This window comes from Streptomyces sp. NPDC091209, from assembly GCF_044757755.1.
Classification (GTDB): domain Bacteria; phylum Actinomycetota; class Actinomycetes; order Streptomycetales; family Streptomycetaceae; genus Streptomyces.
In genome coordinates this window covers 467,038-484,831 of the sequence record NZ_JBIVVR010000006.1, presented here as the reverse complement: position 1 = coordinate 484,831, position 17,794 = coordinate 467,038, and the positions used below count along the sequence as shown (strand labels likewise).

The following is a 17,794-nucleotide window of genomic DNA, read 5'->3' as shown; positions in this document are numbered from 1 at the left end:
TCCCGATTCCGGTCACGAACGAGGCAGGATTGTGACCATGTCCAACACTCCCATGGCAGCGAGCCCACTCACCCGGGCCGTACTCGAGATCGACGAGTACGCCTCCGGCCTCGGCTGGGACCAGCCCGCCCGCCTCTTCGCCCTCGTAGACACCGCACGGCTGCGGGCTCAGGAACCCGGCCTCGCCGCTCAGCTCGGCCTGGAGAACGAGCAGGAGACCATCGGTCTCACCCCCATCGAGCAGGACGAGATCCCTGCCGGCAAGCCGCTGGACGAGTTCCTCGGCACCATCGCCTGGCCCGACGCCGTCGTCGGCTGCGCGCTCACCGTGGAGCGGCTGATGCTGCCGCCGTCCGCGGAGGCGTCGGTCCCGGAGGGTCTCAGCGGCAAGAAGCTCACCCAGTGGGTCGCCGCGCACCCGGACCGCCAGGAGGTGCGCATGACGGTCGGTGTCCTGCGCGACGGCACCCGCGACTCGGCGCTGCGGCTGCGTGAGAAGGACGCGGCGACGGAGGTGCTCACGGGGGCGGGCCTGGTGCCGGGCCTCGCGGAGGCGCTGTCGGCGACCTTCGCGGACTGATCCGCGCGCGGACGTTGCCGGGGCGCCCCGTGGTTCGCGGGGCGCCCCCGGCAACGGACGAGCGGTGTCTGTCAGCCCTTGGTGGTGCACTTCGGCAGGTCGGAGGTCCGGCCCGCGCTGATGTCCTTGAGGGCCTTCATCGCGTCGTCGATGGTGTTGACCTTGACGAGCGTGAGCCCGCCGGGGGTGTCCTTGGCGGCGGCGGCGCAGTTGTCCTTGGGCGTCAGGAAGTACTGGGCGCCCTTGTTGCGCGCGCCGACGGTCTTCATGTCGATGCCGCCGATCGGGCCGACCTTGCCGTTGTCGTCGATCGTGCCGGTGCCGGCCACGAACTTGCCTCCGGTGAGGTTCCCCGGGGTGAGCTTGTCCACGATGCCGAGCGAGAACATCAGGCCCGCGCTGGGGCCGCCGACGTCCGCGAGCTTGATGTCGATGGTGAACGGGAACGTGTGGTCGGTCCCGGCCGAGATACCGACGATGGCACGGTCGGTGCCGCTGTCGTCGGACTTGGCCGTGGTTATCGTCACGTCCTTGGTCGCGGTCGCCGTCTTGTGCTCCTTCACGGCGTCGGCCTGCTCCTTGGCGGGCACGACCCTGAAGACGACCTTCTCGCCGGGCTTGTGCTTGGTGACCAGCTTCGCGACGTCGTCCGGCGCCTTCACGGCCGTACCGTCGACGGCCTTGATGACGTCACCGGCGTGCAGTCGTCCTTCGGACGGGGAACCCTTGACGACGGTGGAGACGATCACCCAGGACTTCACCGGGATGCCCAGCTCCTTCAGGGCGGACACCTTGGCGCTCTCCTGGGACTGGCTGAACTCCTCGGCGTTCTCCTGCGTCGACTGCTGCTCGGTCTTGCCGTCCGGGTAGAGCGTGTCGTGCGGCACGATCTTGCTGTCGTGCGCGAGCCATCCGTACACGGCCTCGACGAGGTTCATGTTGTAGTCGGCGCTGGTGACCCGGACCGTGGTCATGTTCAGGTTCCCGGTCGTCGGGTACGTCTTGCGGCCGGAGATCTGCAGCACCGGCTCGCCGTCGTGGTCACCCAGCGTGTTCACCGTGGGACCCGGTGACATCTCCGAGTACGGCACTTTGATGAACACTCCCGCGCACAGGAGCGCGATCAGGATCAGAGTGGCAGCGAGCATCGTCGCGGTGCGGCGTGGCATGGAACGACAGTACGGGACGGTGCTGTAAGCGCACCGTCGGGGCCGTCCGTACGTGGTGGGGCCGGAGCCCGCCCAAAATGCGCGAATGCCCACTTCCCGGCGGTGGTCCAGGGCGTTCGGCGCGGTTCCGGGGGCGGGCGGGACCCCGGACTCCGTCCGCCGCGCACCCGGGCGGGACGCACGGGCACGGGGGCCGGACCGTGCGTCTCACGCCGCGTCGGAGTGCGACTTCTCCCGGACGTCGGTCCGCTCCATGGCCTCACGGAAGCGTGTGTACCCGGCGAGCTCGACACCGTCTCCCGCGGCCTTGCGATTCCGCCCGGCCCAACTTCCCCACAGACTGGCACCGATCGCTGCCATCAACGGAATCAGCAACCAGACAAGCGCCGCCATGTCGACCTCCCAACCCCATGAGCGACCGCAACTGACTGATCAGCAGATTAACCATCCGCACTCTTAACGCTCACGGCAGGGCCCCGGTTACGCAACCGGACGGCAGGTGAGAAGTCGGTCAGTCCTCGGCACCGGGGAACCGGGCCGGTCTCAGCAGGCGCCGACCCACTCCTGTGAGCCGTCGGAGAACCTCTGGTGCTTCCAGATCGGCACCTCGTGCTTGAGGTCGTCGATGAGCCTGCGGCAGGCCTCGAAGGCCTCGCCCCGGTGCGGGCACGACACGGCGACAATCACCGCCAGGTCCCCGACCCGCAGGTCACCCACCCGGTGAACGGCGGCCAGCGCCCGCACCGGATAGGCGGCGGCCACCTTCTCCGCGACCCGGCGCATCTCCGCCTCGGCACTGGGATGACACGAGTACCCGAGCTCGTCGACGTCGGCGCCTCCGTCGTGATTGCGCACGGTCCCCACGAACAACGCGGTCCCCCCGGCGGCGTCGTCCCCCACGGCCTTGAAGACCTCGTCCAGGGAGAGCGGTTCGTCACGGATCGCGAGCAGCCGGATCGGATCCTGCGCGGCCCGCTCACCGGGGTGGTCATAGGTAGGTGCCATGACTCCATCGTGCCGTACCCCGCCGACACCGTGGAATACGGCTTTCACCCGGCACGCGCGCGTACCGCTTGGAGCCTCCTCCAGAACACCCGCGCCCCGGCGACGCCTCGCCCCCAGCCCCTGACGGACGTGAGGTCCTCACCTTCCCCCGCCTCGCCCCGACCATCAGCCGACGGGACCGGTCTCCCCGGCGCGGCGGGCAGGCCCCGGTTCCGCGGTCAGTCCGGGCCCGCCCGACGAGGCTCGGCACGAGAGCCCGTCTCCACCCGGCCGACCCGCTCGGCACCACAACCCCGCCCCCTGCCCAGCCGACAGCCTCGGTTTCACAGCCCCGTCTCGGCCCGGCCGACACGCTCGACACCACAACCCGGCCTCCGCCCAGCCGACACGCTCAGCACCACGACCCCGACCCCTGCCCGACCGACAGCCTCGGATTCACAGCACCGTCTCCACCCGGCCGACGGGCTCGGCTCCGCAGCCGGACCCGTGCGCCCCGGCTCTACGGCAGGGCCCGCGTTCTTCACCACGGTCGGGGGTCCGGTCGATCGCCGCGCCCGACCGCGTCCGGTGCGGAGGCTCGGCCCGCTACCCCACGCCGCCCGCACACCACCCTCGCCGCCCGGCCACCCGGACCGCAGGCTCACCGGCGCGCGGGTTCAGCACGGATCCGTGCCGGACCTGCTCCGCACCCGTGCTGGGAGCAGCTCCGGCACAGGTCCGGAGTGAGGTCTGGAGCAGGTCCGACACGAGCCCGGCACGGACCCGGTGTCAGATCCTGCGCCGGGCCTTTCGTGCCCGACGTACGACCGCGGCCGCGCCGAGCAGGGCCACCGTCGCACCGGCCGCGCCCGCCGCGGTCGCGTCCTTGCGGCCCAGCCGACGGCCGGCCACCGTGTGCCGCCCGGCGACCTCCTCCAGCAGCTCCGCCAGGACCTCCTCGTTGGTCCAGCGCGGCCGCCAGCCGGCGTCGTGCAGCCGGCTTCCGCTCACCACCCAGGGGTACATCGTGTAGGCGAGATCCCCGGCGGGCGAAGGAGTGAGCCCGATCCGGTGAAGCCGGGCGGCGGCGCCCAGCGCGACCGCGGACGGCAGCTCCATCCGCCGGATCCCGCTCAGCTCCTCCACCTCCTCCTGCTCCAGCCACCCGTCGCACCCGACGGCCAGCTCGCCCTCGACCTTCTCGACGACCGCGTACTCCAGCGCACTGCACAGATCCTCGACGTGGCAGAACTGCCAGGCAGGCCTCGAACCCGCCACGACCAGCAGCCGGGGAGACTCGAAGTACCTGGTCAGCGCGGTGTCCGTACCACCGCCGACCAGGACTCCAGGCCGTACGACGGTCACGTTCAGCCCCGGGTGGGCCCGCGGCGCGCGGCGGGCGAGCCTCTCGATCTCCAGGAGGTCACCGACCCCCGTCGCCTCGGCGGTCGCCCGCAGTTCGGCGTCCTCGGAGAGGGGCAGTTCGTTGTCGGGGAGCGCCCCGTAGACCATGGCCGACGTGCACAGCACGACCCGGTGCACCCCCGCCGCCGCGGCGGCGGTGAGAACGGTCTGCGTCCCCCGGACGTTGTACGCGGTCCGGGCCGCCGCGTCCGTCTCCAGATCGAGGTCGAGCGCCAGATGGACCACGACGTCCGCTCCGCGCAGTTTTTCGGCGATCGCCGGGTCCCGGACGTCCAGGATGTGCCACTGCGCCTCGGCGCACTCGCCGCGCCGCTCGTCGATGGCGACGACCTGCTTGATCTCCTCGCTGGCGGCCAGCCGCTCGGTGAGCAGCGCGCCCACACCGGCCGCCGCGCCGGTGACCGCGACGACGGGGCCGCGCGAGGCTGGGCTGGTTGAGTGGTTTCGCGCTGCGCGAACCTGCGGATCTGGGGAACTCACCGGGCGTCTCCAGCGGTTGTCTTCAGTAATGGACGCGCGTGACGCGCCCCTACCAGGTGGCATCCATCCTGCCGCAGGCGACGAGTCGGCGAAGCACCGAGGCCCGATCGGGTTCTGGTGTCTACGCTGGGTGGTGTTGTGGGCAGCCGCCGTCGGAACGAACCGGCGGCCTTACCAGCCGAGGAATCCCGTGAGTGACACCCCATTCGGATTCGGCCTTCCGCCGGAGGAGCCGGAGAACGGCGACGAGGGCAAGAAGAAGGACCAGCAGAGCGGTGGTGGTCAGGGACCGTTCGGTTTCGGGCCGCCCGGAGCCGGTGGCCCCGGCGCCGACAATCCGCTCGCAGCCATGTTCGGCTCGATGAACCCCAATGACCTGGGCGCCGCGTTCCAGCAACTGGGCCAGATGCTCTCGTACGAGGGTGGTCCGGTGAATTGGGACATGGCCAAGCAGATCGCCCGGCAGACGGTCGCCCAGGGCACCTCTGACGGCACCAAGGACGCGAGCGTCGGTCCCTCCGAACGGCTCGCGGTCGAGGAGGCCGTCCGTCTGGCCGATCACTGGCTGGACGACGCGACGTCCCTGCCGTCCGGTGCCGCCTCCGCGCTGGCGTGGAGCCGTGCGGAGTGGGTCGAGGCGACCCTTCCCGTGTGGAAGGAACTCGTCGACCCGGTCGCCGAGCGGGTCGGCGCGGCCATGGGCGACGTGCTTCCCGAGGAGATGCAGGCCATGGCGGGCCCGCTGATCGGCATGATGCGCTCGATGGGCGGCGCCATGTTCGGTACGCAGATCGGGCAGGCCGTGGGCGTGCTCGCGGGCGAGGTCGTCGGCTCGACCGACATCGGTCTGCCGCTCGGCCCGGTCGGCAAAGCCGCGCTGCTGCCGCTGAACATCGAGTCGTTCGGCAAGGACCTGAGCGTCCCGCAGGAAGAGGTGCGCCTCTACCTCGCCCTGCGCGAGGCCGCCCACCAGCGGCTCTTCGCGCACGTGCCGTGGCTGCGCTCGCACCTGTTCGGCGCGGTCGAGGGGTACGCGCGCGGGATCAAGGTCGACACCGCGAAGCTGGAGGACGTGGTCGGCCAGTTCGACCCGCAGAACCCTGAGGAGCTGCAGCAGGCACTCCAGCAGGGCATGTTCCAGCCGGAGGACACGCCGGAGCAGAAGGCGGCGCTGGCCCGTCTGGAGACGGCGCTCGCGCTGGTCGAGGGCTGGGTGGACGCGGTCGTCCACTCGGCGGCCAAGCCGCGCCTGTCGTCGGCCGACGCGCTGCGCGAGACGCTGCGCCGCCGCCGCGCCACGGGCGGTCCGGCCGAGCAGACGTTCGCCACACTGATCGGTCTGGAGCTGCGCCCGCGCCGGCTGCGGGACGCCTCGCGCCTGTGGGCCTCGCTCACCGACGCGCGCGGTGTGGACGGCCGGGACGGTCTGTGGGCCCACCCGGACATGCTGCCGACGGCGTCCGACCTGGACGACCCGGACGGCTTCGTGCACCGCGAGCACATGGACTTCTCCGAGCTCGACAAGATGCTCGGCGAGGCCGCGAGCGGCAAAGCCGAGAAGCCGAACCTGAAGAAGGACGACGACTCCAAGGACTCCGACAACGGCGGCGGGGACTCCGGCAAGGCTGACGGCAAGGGTGACGGCACCGAGTGAGCCTGTATGACGACGCGGTCCTCGTACTGAAGAGGTATGAGGGCCAGGAAGAGCTGCGCCAGGTCTATCTGGACCACCTGTCCGGGCACCCGGACGGGATGTGGAAGGCGTGCCACGCCGGGCACCTCACGGCGAGCGCCCTGGTGATCGACCCGCCGCGCGGCCGCGTCCTGCTGACCCTGCATCGCAAGCTCCGGATGTGGCTGCAGATGGGCGGGCACTGCGAGCCGGGCGATCCGACCCTGGCCGACGCCGCCCTGCGCGAGGCGACCGAGGAGTCGGGCATCGAGGGTCTGACCCTCCTGCCCGGCGGCCCCGTGACGCTGGACCGGCACGCCATCCCGGCGCCGTGCCACTGGCATCTGGACGTCCAGTACGCCGCCCTCGCCCCGGCCGACGCCGTCGAAGCCATCAGCGACGAGTCCCTCGACCTGCGCTGGTTCACGTACGACGAGGTCGGCGAGGTGGCCGACGATTCGGTCGTACGACTGCTGGAAGCGGCCCGCGCACGGCTGTGACCGGCGCGTGGACGACGAGCGGGTCGCCGCGGGGACCGGTACGGGTAAGGGGCGACCGCCATGGGCGGTCGCCCCTTACCTCTGCTCTCCGGACCGTCGTTTCCCGGACGGTCGGACGTCAGCTCCAGGCGTTGCCCTGGTTCTGCGCGTGCACACCCTGTTGGCCCATGCCGTACTGGGCGCGCAGTCCCTGGCCGATCGCCGCGTTCTGCGGCGGCAGCAGTTCACTGGGCTGGACGAGCGCGTAACCGCTGCCCATGAAGCTGAGCTCCCAGCCCTCACCGGTGTTGCCGCGGCGCCGCCACACTCCGGAGGAGTGGGTCTGGGCCTGCATCTGCACGCGCAGGCCGGTGGACCACGCGACGATCGCGTCGGCATCGCAGTTGACGTACTTGTCCGGAGTGACCTGCATCATCAGCGGCGCCCCGGAGGTCACCAGCGCGACCTTGCCGCGCCCGGTGATGTTGAGCTGGTACTTCCCGGAGCCTGAGATGCCGTACTGGCTGTCCACGGCGATGACCTCGTGGTGCAGCCCGGAGTCCATCGCCAGCACGTAGCTGCTGTCGACGGTGAGGCCGTCCTGGTCCACGTCGAGAATGTGCACGTGCTGGCCGAGGTTGGCGAGGTAGACCGTGCCCTGCCCGTGGCAGCGCATCAGGTTGAGGCCCTCACCGGTGTACGCACGCGCGCGGTGCTGGCTGGTGTTCTGGTACTCGGCGTCGAACTCGACGAGACCCTGGTACGCGACCATGGTGCCCTTGCGGGCGAGGATGTCGTCGTGACCCTCCAGGACGACGCGCAGCATCTGCTCGTTCTGCAGGCTGTAGCGGTCCTGGGTCTGCTGTTCGTTGTAGCCGAAAAGCGGGCTCTGCATGATGTCCTGCTCCCCCTCAGCCCCGGACTCGGAGGCGGTCGGTGCTGTCCTCGCTGGGCTGGACGACGACGATGCCCTGCCCGGAGAACGCCATCTGGAACGCCTCGCCGCTGCCGCGTCCGATCAGCGACTGCGCCTTGAAGCTGCGCTTGCCCTTCACCTTGAGGTTCGGGGACCAGGCGACGAGCGCGTCCGGGTCGACGTACGTCTCGTCCTCACCGCCGCCGCAGTCGACGACGATCGGGGTGCCCCGGGAGGTCAGCGCGACCCAGCCCTGACCGGAGATCTTGGTGTTCCACAGACCCTGTCCGGCGAACTTGGCGAGCCCCTTCACGCGCTCGACGCCCCAGCTGAGGTGGGCGTCGAAGGCGAGCAGATTCGTCGCGTTGACGGAGATCGCGTCCCCGTTGAGGTTGATGACGACGACGTTCGCCCCGTAGTCGGCGAGATAGAGCAGACCGTCGCCGGAGCACTTCATGAGGGGTGCGCCCTCGCCGGTCATCCAGTCGCGCGCGATCTGGCGTACGGCGGGCGGGTTGGGCTCGTACTGGACGAACCCTTCGTAGGCGACCATCGACCCCACGCGCGCGAGGAGGTCGTTTCCGGTCTGCATGGCGACCTTCAGCATGTGGCTGCCGTGGTTCTCCATGCGCGCGGTGACGGGTGCCGGGGCAAAGCCCGCGAGTGGCTGGTTCATGACGGGCTCCCTCAGACCTCGTACGGCTGGACGACGACGAAATTGCCTGGCGCGGCGCGGAACTGGAGGTTCACGCTCTCGCCGGTGTCACCGGGGTAGGCGTTCCGGCGCATCCTCACCTGGCTGGAGACGATCACCTGAGCGGCGGCGGACCAGGCGACGACGGCGTTGCAGTCGGCGAACGTGGTGGGGGTCACCGGCAGGACGACCGGGGCACCGTGCGTCTTGACGACGATGGTGCCGGTCCCCTGGAACTGCATCGTGAACAGGGCGCCTCCGGGGATGCCGTGCCCCTCGATGCGGCGGACCTCGTACTGGAGGGACTCGTCGAAGGCGAGGACGTTCTCCGCGGAGACGCAGATCGCGTCCCCCTGGAGCTCGATCGGGTGCACATGGGTGGCGTTCTCGGCGAAGAACACCTGGCCCTGACCGGTGCAGCGCATCAGCTGCATCTCCTGGCCGGTCGCGCTGCCCACGAGCCGGCCGGCGAATCCGGCGCCCTTGTAGCTGAAATCGACCTTGCCCTGGTACAGCACCATGCTGCCCTGACGGGCCAGCACGGGCTGACCGCCGATGCCGAGATCGACGCGGATGAGCTTCTTGTTCTGCGGAGTCCACCGCTGACCGGTGGGCGTCTCCTTGAAGAGCCCCAGCGCGGCGGACACACCGGCCCCGCCCTGCGGAGCTCCCTGGGGTGCGCCGTACGGGGAGGGAGCGCCGGGCTGACCCGGGTACGGCGCGGGTGCCTGGCCCGGGACCTGGCCGTACTGCGGCTGCTGGCCGTATCCGGGGGGCGCGGTCGGGGGCTGCTGACCGTATCCGGGAGGGGCGGGCGGCGCCTGCTGGCCGTAACCGGGCGGCTGCTGGCCATAGCCGGGCGGCGGACCGGGCGGACCGGGCGGCTGCCCGTACGGCGCGGGACCCGGCGGCGGGACGGTGCCGCCCGGAGGGGTGTGCAGAGGCGCCACGATCGTGGGGGCGCCGTGCACGGAGGGAGCGGGCATCGGAGCGTGCGGCGCGGCACCGGGCGGCGGCGCGAAACCCTGCGCCGGTGCCGGAGCGGGCGCCGCCGGCGCGCCGAACGCGGGCGGGGCGAAGGACGGCGCGGCGCCGGGCTGCGGCTGCGGCTGCGGGGCGGCGGGCGTCTCCTCGGCGACCTCGCCGCCGAAGTTCTTCAGGAGCGCTTCGAGACCGCCGTCGAAGCCCTGTCCCACGGCGGCGAACCGCCATACGTCCTTGAGGTAGAAATCGCCCAGCATCACCGCGCGTTCGGTGGAGAACTCGGCACCGCTGAACGCGTACCGGGCCACCTCCTCGCCGCCCGCGACGACCCGCAGGTATCCGGGAGCTATCTGCGACATCTGTCCGGCGCCGTCGATCGTCGCCGTGAAGGCCAGCTTCTGGATCTGCGCCGGAATCCGGTCGAGGGTGACCCGGAAGGACTCCGTGTCGCCCGACTGCGTGCCCAGGAGCTGAATGGACTCCTCGGGGGACTTCGGCTGGTTGAAGAAGACGAAGTACCGGTCGTCCGACAGCCGTTCGTCGGCGTCCAGACCGAAGCAGCTGATGTCGAAGGTGAGTCCGGGGCCGGTGATCTGCACGCCTACGTACAGATCGGTGCCCGCGGTGAGGTCACTGATCTTGGCCTTGTGGCCGCGTTGGAATTCCCTGGCCATGCGTAACGACCGTCCCCCATCCCGATGCGAGTGCGTCGCGTCAGGCTAACGGCAAAGTCCGGAAGTGGACGAAGCCGGTACAGACCCGGTACACAATCACATCCGCGGCGGGGCCGGCCCGGCCCTACTCGTCGCGCGCCGTCGGGAGGTGGGGCAGCCGGTCGGCGGCGACGACACCTTCGAGATAGCCGCGAGCGCGCTCGGTACGGGGATACGCCTCCAGGAGCCGCCAGAAGCGCGGCCCGTGACCGGGTACGAGCAGATGGGCGAGCTCGTGGAGGAGGACGTAGTCGACGACGTACTCGGGCATGCCCTGCAGTCGGTGCGACAGCCGGATGCTGCCCTCGGCGGGGGTGCAGGAGCCCCAGCGGGTGTTCTGGTTGGTGACCCAGCGCACCGACGAGGGCCGTGCGCGACCGTCGAAGTAATGGACCGACAGTCGCTCGGCGCGTTCCGCCAGCTCGGTGTCGCCGAGCAGCCGTTTGCTTTCCTGGGCGGCCAGTTTGTCGAGCATGACGGTCACCCAGCGCTGTTCCTCCGCCTCGGACATACGGGCGGGGATGAGCACGACGGTGCGATCGCCCTCGCGGTAGGCGGAGACGGTTCTGCGCCGTCGGGCACTCCTGCGGACCTCGATCGCGCTCGCCCCCGAACCGCTCGGCGGCGGGCTCGTCGTGCTGCGCTGTGATGTTGCGGCGCTGTGCGGTGGGTCGGCGGGCACGCCCCGACGTTACCTGCTGCACATGGGGGAAGTCCCGCCCCCGGGACGGTTCGATGCCGATCCGCACCCTGCGCGTTTGATTTGTGCGACGAACGGTGCCGCCTGTGGACAACTTTCGGCGTGGGTCGACGGGGACGGGCATGCTGGCATTCGGTCCGCGCTGCGGGAGTGCACCGCGGACATACGGGGACGTACTACGGATCTACGGGGGTAGGTCATGCATCCGATCATGAAGCCCGCTCTGCGGCGCGGCTGGCGGGATCTCAACACGGTCCAGTTCGGGATGGCACCGGCGCACGCGATGGTGCTGGGCCCGATGGACACGGCGACCGGCAGCTTCCTCGAACTGCTCGACGGGACACGCGGAATGCCGCTGTTGCGGGAGCAGGGACGGGAGATGGGGCTGCCCGACGGCCATGTCGACGGGCTGGTGGACCGGCTGGCCCGGTCGGGCCTGCTCGACGACACGACCGGAGGCGGTCCGGCCGCGGACGCGTTGCGCGAGAGGAAGGAGGTCATGGACCGGCTGCGGTCCGACCTCGCCTCCCTCTCCCTCGTCGCCCCCGAGCCCGGCGGGGCGGTCAAGCGTCTGGCCGCCCGCCGCTGCCTGCGCGTACAGGTACGGGGCGCCGGCCGGGTCGGCGTGGTCCTGGCCGCGCTGCTCGCGGGCGCCGGGGTGGGCGAGGTCGAGGTGCGGGACCTCGGCCGCGTCGAGCCGTGGGACGTGGCGGCGGGCGGGCTCTCTGTGGAGTCCATCGGCGAGCGCCGGGAGGACGCCGCCCGTCGGGCGGTGCGCCGAGCGGCCCCGGACCGTCCGCCCCGCGCCTCCTCCAAGGAGAGGGAGAGGGAGGGGGAGCCGACGCACGGACTGTCCCTGGTGGTCCTCGCTCCCCTGGACGGTCTCGCCGTCCACGCGCCGGACCCCGCGGCGGCCGAGAGCCTGATCACCTCAGGCACACCCCACCTGTACGCCGGGGTCGTCGAGGCGACCGGAGTCGTGGGCCCCTTGGTCCTGCCGGGCGACACCGGCTGTGCGGGCTGTCTGGACCAGCGGCGCACCGACCGGGATCCGACCTGGCCGCGGCTGGTCGCGCAGTGGCGCTCCGGACGGCAGCGCAAGGTGGCCGCGTGCGACCTCGCCCTGGCCGCGGCCGTCGCCGGACTCGCCGCGAGCCACGCGCTCGCCTTCCTGGACGGAGATCCGCCCTCCAGCACGGGCGCCCGCTGGGAGGCGTCCCTGCCCGGATGCGACTGGCACGCGACGCCGGTCTGGGCGCATCCCGCCTGCTCCTGCGGCACCGCGGAGAAAACAAAAGGTGAGCGGACCCCCGAGGACGGCGAAACGCACGAGACAATGGCAGGGCAACAGCCGAACGCTGCACGGCTTGCTGGGACCTGGAGGGCGCATGTCTGATCTTCCCCGGAAGGCAGTCACCCGTACTGCCAAACTGGCCGCGCTGCCGCTCGGCTTCGCCGGGCGTGCGACCTGGGGACTCGGGAAGCGGATCGGCGGGAAGTCCGCGGAGATCGTGGGCCGCGAGCTTCAGCAGCGCACGGCGGAGCAGCTCTTCAAGGTGCTCGGCGAGCTGAAGGGCGGTGCTATGAAGTTCGGGCAGGCACTGTCCGTATTCGAGTCGGCACTACCGGAAGAAGTCGCGGGTCCCTATCGGGCGGCGCTGACGAAACTCCAGGAAGCGGCACCCCCCATGCCGACGCGCACGGTCCACTCCGTGCTGGAGGAGCGGCTCGGCGCGGACTGGCCCGAGCTCTTCGTGGAGTTCGAGGACAAGCCGTCGGCAGCGGCCTCGATCGGTCAGGTGCACCGGGCGGTGTGGCACGACGGCCGCGAAGTCGCCGTCAAGGTGCAGTATCCGGGTGCGGGTGAGGCCCTCCTGTCCGACCTGACCCAGCTCGGCCGCTTCGCCCGGCTCCTGGGTCCCTTGATCCCCGGTATGGACATCAAGCCGCTCATCTCGGAGCTGCGCGACCGCGTCTCCGAGGAGCTCGACTACGGCCTGGAGGCGCGGGCCCAGGCGGCGCACGCCGAGGAGTTCGCGGGCGACCCGGACGTCATGGTGCCCGCGGTGGTCCACCAGTGCGAGCAGGTCCTGGTGACCGAGTGGATCGACGGGGTGCCGCTGTCGGAGGTGATCACCGGCGGTACGCAGGAGCAGCGGGACCGCGCCGGCCAGTTGCTGGCCCGCTTCCTCTTCTCCGGGCCCGCCCGCACCGGCCTGCTGCACGCCGATCCGCACCCGGGCAATTTCCGTCTCCTGCCGGACGAGAAGAGCGGCTGGCGTCTGGGGGTCCTCGACTTCGGCACGGTGGACCGGCTTCCCGGCGGCCTGCCCCAGCCGATCGGCGATTCCCTCCGCATGACCCTGGACGGTGACGCCGATTCGGTCTATGAACTGCTCCGCGAGGAAGGCTTCGTCAAGGAGTCGATAGACCTCGAACCCGACGCGGTCCTGGACTATCTGCTGCCGATCATCGAACCGGCCCAGGTGGACGCGTTCACCTTCACCCGAGGCTGGATGCGCAGCCAGGCCGCCCGTATCGCCGACCCGCGCTCCCCCGCCCACCAGTTGGGCCGGCAGTTGAACCTTCCGCCGGCGTACCTCCTCATACACCGGGTGACCCTCAGCACCATAGGTGTCCTGTGCCAGCTCGGCGCGACGGTCCGGCTGCGCGACGAACTGGAGGAGTGGCTGCCGGGGTTCATGCCGGAGGAGGAGCTGGAGGACGAGGAGTTGGGCGAAGAGGTGTCGGCCGCCGAGGCATGAGCCGGTGCGGGACCGGCTCTACCACCAGGCCGAGTCGAGTCGGCCCTCGATCGCTCTGAGGTTGCCGCGGGCGCAGTTGTCACAGAAGTAGTGGCGGGTGCCGTTCTCGACGGAACAGGTCCACATCGGCCGGGGACCGTCGGCCGGTGTGCCGCAGAGGGCGCACACGATCTTCTGGGGCTCGCCCGTGTCGGACGCGGGTGTGGAGCCGGTGCTGTCACTGTCTTCGGGAAGACTCGTCACTCGGGCGACGATATCGCCGCGATCGGCGGTTCGTCCGGTGCAACGCACCGCGGGGGCCGGTCCCTTCGGACCGGCCCCCGCCAGATTCAATGCCTGAGACTGCTGCGACTGCAACGGCTGCTACGACGACGTGCGTCGATTACTGCATGACCGCCATGGCCAGCGCGCGCCGGGCTCGCATCGAAGCGCGCTCGGCCCTGCGCTGCATGCGGCGAGCGGTCGCCAGGCGCACAGCCCGGCGCTCCCGCTCGGCCTGGTGCAGTCGCTCGTGCATATGCGCACGAGCCAAGGCTTCTGGGATGAGTTGCATCTCTCGGGTCCTGTTCTGACGCGAGTCGTTCGCGCCGGTGGTGGTGAAGTCTGGGGTCGCGGAGCCTGCGGGCTCGCTCGTGGACGGCTTCATCGGGGCCTGCTTCTTGGGGTCGTGCGTCAGGGGGCGGTCGATCGTTCCTCGGATGTTCATGCCGCAACCGGGTTCTTGCGCGGGCGGCCACGCGGCCGCTTGCGGGCCACGACAACACCCTGGACGAAGAGCTCGCCACCCCAGACGCCCCAGGGCTCACGCCGCTCCTTGGCGCCGGCGAGGCAGGCCTCCATCAGTGGGCAGGTGCGGCAGAGAGACTTGGCGTACTCGACGTCGGCCGGCGACTCGGCGAAGAAGACCTCCGGGTCGTAGGAACGGCAGGGGACGGGTACGCCGAGGTTCTCGATGGCGTCGTCGAGCGCGGTGAGCGCAGTGAGCGGGATCAAGGTGGAGTCCTCCGTGAGGCCGGGCGGGGGGATCGTTTCGGAAGGCGGTACGGACGGGGCGTGCGCTTCGAGTTGCACGGTTGGTTTTCCTCGTCTGGTCGTGCCGGCCGGGTTGGCCGGTTGGCGGCTGGTACCGGGTTCTGTTCTTGTCCCGAGGCCCCTTCGCTCTGCCATCCCCGGTCGGGGACAAACAGAAGGGCCGCGGATCCCGGGTGGGGTTCCGCGGCCCTGAAGGCGCCGGCCTGATGGTTGATCAGGCTGGATCACTCCAGGGTTCAGGCCCACGGAAGGCCCACATCGTGTGGTGCTGCTGCGTCTGCTTCAGGGATCCGGCACCGGTTGCCGCAAAGGCATAGGCATGTGCCTGGGCCTCTACTGCCGCTTCCAGTGCCTGTGTCGGTCGCTCATTGCGCTCACTGACGGGAAGACCCGCGAGAGACACGGAGGACGCCGGCCGGACGGCAGGAATGCCGGACAGACCAGTGCCCAGGTTCGAGACGCCGAGCATGCACGTGGAGACGACGACCGAGCGATCGGTCATTTTCACGGTGTTGATGAAGCTGGTGTTGATGCTGATCACTGGAATCGCCTCCTCTCGGCGTCTTGGGGGACCGGTGCGAGCCGGTCCGACGGTTATTAAGTACAGCACGGAACCAGGGCCTTGGAGAAGGCCGCTGCTGCCGTGGTTAAGAACCTATGGGGATTGCTGGGGCATGCGCAAACTATTTTTCCGACGAGTTTGAATCAATCACCCTCACCGTCCCCTCCAACCTCCCGACCTGCGCAGATGGCCAGAACGTCGGCTCCGAAGCGGTTGAGTTTGCGCACACCGACCCCGGGGATCCGGGCCAGCTCGCCCTCGCCGTCCGGCGCCGTCTCCGCGATCGCCATCAGTGTCTTGTCGGTGAAGACGCAGAACGCGGGCTGCCCACTGCGCTGCGCCTGCACCGCGCGCCACTCGCGCAGCCGCTCGTAGAGACCCTCGTCCATGTCGGAGGGGCAGCCCTCGCAGCGCATCAGCTTCATCTCACCCGCGTCGGTGAGGGTGCGGCCACAGACCCGGCAGCGCGCGGGGCTGCGGCTCGTGCGCCGCACGGCGGTGACGCCACTGCTTCCGGCGCCGCGCTCGATGCCGCCCGAGGCGCCGCCACCGCCGCGGCCCGCCGTGGCGACGGAGCCCGGGCGCAGCCCGTCGAGGAACCGGCTGGGGCGCCGGCCCGCGCGGCCGCCGGGCGAGCGGGCGAGCGCCCAGGAGACGAAGAGGCGCTCCCTGGCGCGGGTGACACCGACGTAGAGAAGGCGGCGCTCCTCCTCGATCTGCTCGTCGGTCTTTGCGTAGGTGATCGGCATCATGCCCTCGGCCACCCCGACCAGGAAGACGACGTCCCACTCCAGTCCCTTGGCGGAGTGCAGGGAGGCGAGGGTGACACCCTGCACGGTCGGGGCGTGCTGGGCGCTCGCGCGCTCGTCGAGCTCGGCCACCAGGTCGCCCAGCGTCGCGCCGGGCTTGGCGGTCGCAAAGTCCTGGGCGAGATTCACCAGGGCGGCCAGCGACTCCCAGCGCTCTCTGACGGCGCCGGAGCCGGCCGGGGGATTGCTGGTCCAGCCTTCGCCCGAGAGCACCGCTCGGACCTGCGAGGGCAGGTCGACGACATCGTCGAGCAGTGAGTCGTTGCCGCCGAAGCGGGCTGCGGCGCGCAGGGCCGATCCCGCCTTGCGCACCTCGGGGCGGTCGAAGAACCGCTCGGCACCGCGCAGTTGGTAGGGCACACCGGCGTCGGCGAGGGCCCCTTCGTAGGTCTCGGACTGGGAGTTCGTGCGGAACAGGATGGCGATCTCGCCGGCGGGAACTCCCGAGGCGATGAGGTCGCGGATGCGTCGGGCGGCGCCCTCGGCCTCGGCGGGCTCGTCCGTGTACTCGGCGTAGACGGGCTCGGCACCCGGGGGCCGCTGGGAGATCAGTTCGAGGCGGTGCTCGGCGGCCCTGCCTCGGGCCTGGGAGAGCAGTCCGTTGGCGAGATGGACGACCTGGGGCGAGGAGCGATAGTCGCGGACGAGCTTGACGACGGTGGCTCCCGGGTGGCGGGTGCGGAAGTCGAGAAGATGGTCGGGGGTCGCACCGGTGAACGAGTAGATCGTCTGGCTGGCGTCACCGACCACGCAGAGGTTGTCCCGCTCGCCCAGCCACAGCTCCAGAAGGCGCTGCTGGAGCGGGCTGACGTCCTGGTACTCGTCGACCACGAAGTGCTGGTACTGGGAGCGGACCTGCTCGGCGATGTCGTGCCGGTCCTGCAGGATGGCGACCGTCAACAGCAGCACGTCCTCGAAGTCGATGACGGCGCGGTCGCGCTTGAGGTCCTCGTACGCGGAGTAGATCTTGGCGGTCTCGGCCGGGTCCCGGGGGGCTTCGCGTCCCGCGCGGGCGGCGGCAGCGGCGTAGTCGGCGGGGATGGTCTGGGTGACCTTGCACCACTCGATCTCCCCGGTGACGTCCCGCAGCTCTCCTCGGTCGAGGCGGATGCGGCAGGCGGCCGCCGCGTCCGCGACGAGCTGGATCTTGCGGTCCACGAGCCGGGGCAGACTGCCACCGACAGCTTTCGGCCAGAAGTACTGGAGCTGGCGCAGGGCCGCGGAGTGGAAGGTACGGGCCTGGACTCCTCCGGCGCCGAGCTGACGGAGCCGGCCGCGCATCTCGCCCGCGGCCCGGTTGGTGAACGTGACCGCGAGCACGCTGGAGGGCTGGAGAATCCCCGCGCGCACCCCGTAGGCGATGCGGTGGGTGATCGCCCGCGTCTTGCCCGTACCGGCGCCCGCCAGTACGCACACCGGACCGTGCAGGGCGGTGGCGACCTCGCGCTGCTCGGGGTCGAGCCCGTCGAGCACCGCGTCGGCCGTGTCCGGAACCTGCGGGAAGAGGGTGGAGTGCGTTGCTGCTGTCACCCCGCCATGCTGCCAGGTCGGGAGAGACGGGTGAGCCGGTTGTCCACAGGGAGGCGCCTGCAGTCGTACGAATGCGGCAAGCGTCACGTCCGCCGCGTGCGCCATGGTCGTATCTCGGCCACGCTCCGGACGTCGCGCCCCTCCCCTGCCCCGGCCGTCGATCCTCCCCCGCCCCGGCCGTCGCCCCTCCCCTGCCCCAGCCGTCGCGCTACGGTGCGGTGCATCAGCGCAGCGCAGTCCAGTGCAGTGCAGTGCAGTGCAGTGCAGTGCGGCGAGCGTCACGTCTCGGCGGGCGCCCTT

At 70.6% G+C, this 17,794-nt stretch carries 18 protein-coding genes; 5 read left to right on the top strand and 13 right to left on the bottom strand.

From position 1 onward, the window contains the following. The first annotated feature begins 37 nt into the window (after positions 1 to 37). Positions 38 to 580 (top strand): PPA1309 family protein, encoded by a 543-nt coding sequence (locus ACIQRL_RS20400; protein ID WP_401333092.1) that lies wholly within the window; start codon positions 38 to 40, stop codon positions 578 to 580. 71 nt (positions 581 to 651) lie between these two features. On the opposite strand, the gene ACIQRL_RS20395 is transcribed toward ACIQRL_RS20400, so the two are convergent. From ACIQRL_RS20395 to ACIQRL_RS20380, 4 genes are all read right to left on the bottom strand, one after another. Continuing rightward, positions 652 to 1,749, bottom strand: coding sequence for a PDZ domain-containing protein (locus tag ACIQRL_RS20395; RefSeq protein WP_401333090.1), 1,098 nt, complete (start codon positions 1,747 to 1,749; stop codon positions 652 to 654). A 207-nt stretch (positions 1,750 to 1,956) separates the two neighbouring features. Next, positions 1,957 to 2,142 carry a hypothetical protein gene (locus ACIQRL_RS20390; RefSeq protein ID WP_401333089.1) on the bottom strand — a complete coding sequence of 62 codons (186 nt, stop codon included), beginning with the start codon at positions 2,140 to 2,142 and terminating at the stop codon, positions 1,957 to 1,959. A 150-nt stretch (positions 2,143 to 2,292) separates the two neighbouring features. Beyond that, positions 2,293 to 2,754, bottom strand: a complete 462-nt coding sequence (locus ACIQRL_RS20385; protein ID WP_401333087.1) for a molybdenum cofactor biosynthesis protein MoaE — start codon at positions 2,752 to 2,754, stop codon at positions 2,293 to 2,295. A gap of 768 nt (positions 2,755 to 3,522) precedes the next feature. Further along, positions 3,523 to 4,638, bottom strand: coding sequence for an SDR family oxidoreductase (locus ACIQRL_RS20380; RefSeq protein ID WP_401333085.1), 1,116 nt, complete (start codon positions 4,636 to 4,638; stop codon positions 3,523 to 3,525). 190 nt (positions 4,639 to 4,828) lie between these two features. Between ACIQRL_RS20380 and ACIQRL_RS20375 the strand changes: the two genes are divergently transcribed. Then, the gene (locus ACIQRL_RS20375; protein WP_401333083.1) at positions 4,829 to 6,292 is read left to right on the top strand and encodes a zinc-dependent metalloprotease; all 1,464 of its coding nucleotides are present in this window, start codon (positions 4,829 to 4,831) and stop codon (positions 6,290 to 6,292) included. After that, the gene (locus ACIQRL_RS20370; RefSeq protein ID WP_401333082.1) at positions 6,289 to 6,810 is read left to right on the top strand and encodes an NUDIX hydrolase; all 522 of its coding nucleotides are present in this window, start codon (positions 6,289 to 6,291) and stop codon (positions 6,808 to 6,810) included. The genes ACIQRL_RS20375 and ACIQRL_RS20370 overlap by 4 nt, the downstream gene beginning before the upstream one ends. 118 nt (positions 6,811 to 6,928) lie before the next feature. On the opposite strand, the gene ACIQRL_RS20365 is transcribed toward ACIQRL_RS20370, so the two are convergent. The 4 genes from ACIQRL_RS20365 to ACIQRL_RS20350 form a co-directional block, all read right to left on the bottom strand. Continuing rightward, the gene (locus ACIQRL_RS20365) at positions 6,929 to 7,684 is read right to left on the bottom strand and encodes an AIM24 family protein (protein ID WP_401333080.1); all 756 of its coding nucleotides are present in this window, start codon (positions 7,682 to 7,684) and stop codon (positions 6,929 to 6,931) included. Between the two features lie 16 nt (positions 7,685 to 7,700). Continuing rightward, positions 7,701 to 8,381 (bottom strand): AIM24 family protein, encoded by a 681-nt coding sequence (locus tag ACIQRL_RS20360; protein ID WP_401333078.1) that lies wholly within the window; start codon positions 8,379 to 8,381, stop codon positions 7,701 to 7,703. A gap of 11 nt (positions 8,382 to 8,392) precedes the next feature. Continuing rightward, the gene (locus ACIQRL_RS20355; RefSeq protein ID WP_401333076.1) at positions 8,393 to 10,057 is read right to left on the bottom strand and encodes a TerD family protein; all 1,665 of its coding nucleotides are present in this window, start codon (positions 10,055 to 10,057) and stop codon (positions 8,393 to 8,395) included. A gap of 124 nt (positions 10,058 to 10,181) precedes the next feature. Continuing rightward, a complete protein-coding gene (locus ACIQRL_RS20350) occupies positions 10,182 to 10,778 on the bottom strand; it encodes a M48 family metallopeptidase (RefSeq protein ID WP_401333075.1) in 597 nt (198 codons plus the stop codon). A gap of 217 nt (positions 10,779 to 10,995) precedes the next feature. On the opposite strand from ACIQRL_RS20350, the gene ACIQRL_RS20345 reads away from it, so the two are divergent. Then, positions 10,996 to 12,192 (top strand): TOMM precursor leader peptide-binding protein, encoded by a 1,197-nt coding sequence (locus ACIQRL_RS20345; protein WP_401333074.1) that lies wholly within the window; start codon positions 10,996 to 10,998, stop codon positions 12,190 to 12,192. Beyond that, entirely contained in the window at positions 12,185 to 13,561 is a 1,377-nt protein-coding gene (locus tag ACIQRL_RS20340) for an ABC1 kinase family protein (protein WP_401333072.1), read from the top strand. The genes ACIQRL_RS20345 and ACIQRL_RS20340 overlap by 8 nt, the downstream gene beginning before the upstream one ends. An 18-nt stretch (positions 13,562 to 13,579) precedes the next feature. Here ACIQRL_RS20340 and ACIQRL_RS20335 read toward each other — a convergent pair whose 3' ends face one another. From ACIQRL_RS20335 to ACIQRL_RS20315, 5 genes are all read right to left on the bottom strand, one after another. Then, positions 13,580 to 13,804 (bottom strand): hypothetical protein, encoded by a 225-nt coding sequence (locus tag ACIQRL_RS20335; RefSeq protein ID WP_401333070.1) that lies wholly within the window; start codon positions 13,802 to 13,804, stop codon positions 13,580 to 13,582. Between the two features lie 139 nt (positions 13,805 to 13,943). After that, on the bottom strand, positions 13,944 to 14,267 hold the full coding sequence (locus ACIQRL_RS20330) for a hypothetical protein (protein ID WP_401333068.1): 324 nt from the start codon (positions 14,265 to 14,267) through the stop codon (positions 13,944 to 13,946). Beyond that, positions 14,264 to 14,632 carry a WhiB family transcriptional regulator gene (locus tag ACIQRL_RS20325; RefSeq protein ID WP_028802016.1) on the bottom strand — a complete coding sequence of 123 codons (369 nt, stop codon included), beginning with the start codon at positions 14,630 to 14,632 and terminating at the stop codon, positions 14,264 to 14,266. The genes ACIQRL_RS20330 and ACIQRL_RS20325 overlap by 4 nt, the downstream gene beginning before the upstream one ends. Before the next feature lie 175 nt (positions 14,633 to 14,807). Further along, positions 14,808 to 15,134, bottom strand: a complete 327-nt coding sequence (locus ACIQRL_RS20320) for a hypothetical protein (protein ID WP_401333066.1) — start codon at positions 15,132 to 15,134, stop codon at positions 14,808 to 14,810. Positions 15,135 to 15,298: 164 nt separating this feature from the next. Continuing rightward, complete coding sequence (locus ACIQRL_RS20315) at positions 15,299 to 17,599, bottom strand: ATP-dependent DNA helicase UvrD2 (protein WP_401333064.1); 2,301 nt, start codon at positions 17,597 to 17,599, stop codon at positions 15,299 to 15,301. Positions 17,600 to 17,794: the final 195 nt, after the last annotated feature.

Bases quoted from the DNA above. Each gene is read 5' to 3' on its own strand.
- ACIQRL_RS20400 (WP_401333092.1), top strand. From the start codon at position 38: ATGTCCAACACTCCCATGGCAGCGAGCCCACTCACCCGGGCCGTACTC.
- ACIQRL_RS20395 (WP_401333090.1), bottom strand. From the start codon at position 1,749: ATGCCACGCCGCACCGCGACGATGCTCGCTGCCACTCTGATCCTGATC.
- ACIQRL_RS20390 (WP_401333089.1), bottom strand. From the start codon at position 2,142: ATGGCGGCGCTTGTCTGGTTGCTGATTCCGTTGATGGCAGCGATCGGT.
- ACIQRL_RS20385 (WP_401333087.1), bottom strand. From the start codon at position 2,754: ATGGCACCTACCTATGACCACCCCGGTGAGCGGGCCGCGCAGGATCCG.
- ACIQRL_RS20365 (WP_401333080.1), bottom strand. From the start codon at position 7,684: ATGCAGAGCCCGCTTTTCGGCTACAACGAACAGCAGACCCAGGACCGC.
- ACIQRL_RS20360 (WP_401333078.1), bottom strand. From the start codon at position 8,381: ATGAACCAGCCACTCGCGGGCTTTGCCCCGGCACCCGTCACCGCGCGC.
- ACIQRL_RS20355 (WP_401333076.1), bottom strand. From the start codon at position 10,057: ATGGCCAGGGAATTCCAACGCGGCCACAAGGCCAAGATCAGTGACCTC.
- ACIQRL_RS20345 (WP_401333074.1), top strand. From the start codon at position 10,996: ATGCATCCGATCATGAAGCCCGCTCTGCGGCGCGGCTGGCGGGATCTC.
- ACIQRL_RS20340 (WP_401333072.1), top strand. From the start codon at position 12,185: ATGTCTGATCTTCCCCGGAAGGCAGTCACCCGTACTGCCAAACTGGCC.
- ACIQRL_RS20330 (WP_401333068.1), bottom strand. From the start codon at position 14,267: ATGAACATCCGAGGAACGATCGACCGCCCCCTGACGCACGACCCCAAG.
- ACIQRL_RS20315 (WP_401333064.1), bottom strand. From the start codon at position 17,599: ATGGCGCACGCGGCGGACGTGACGCTTGCCGCATTCGTACGACTGCAG.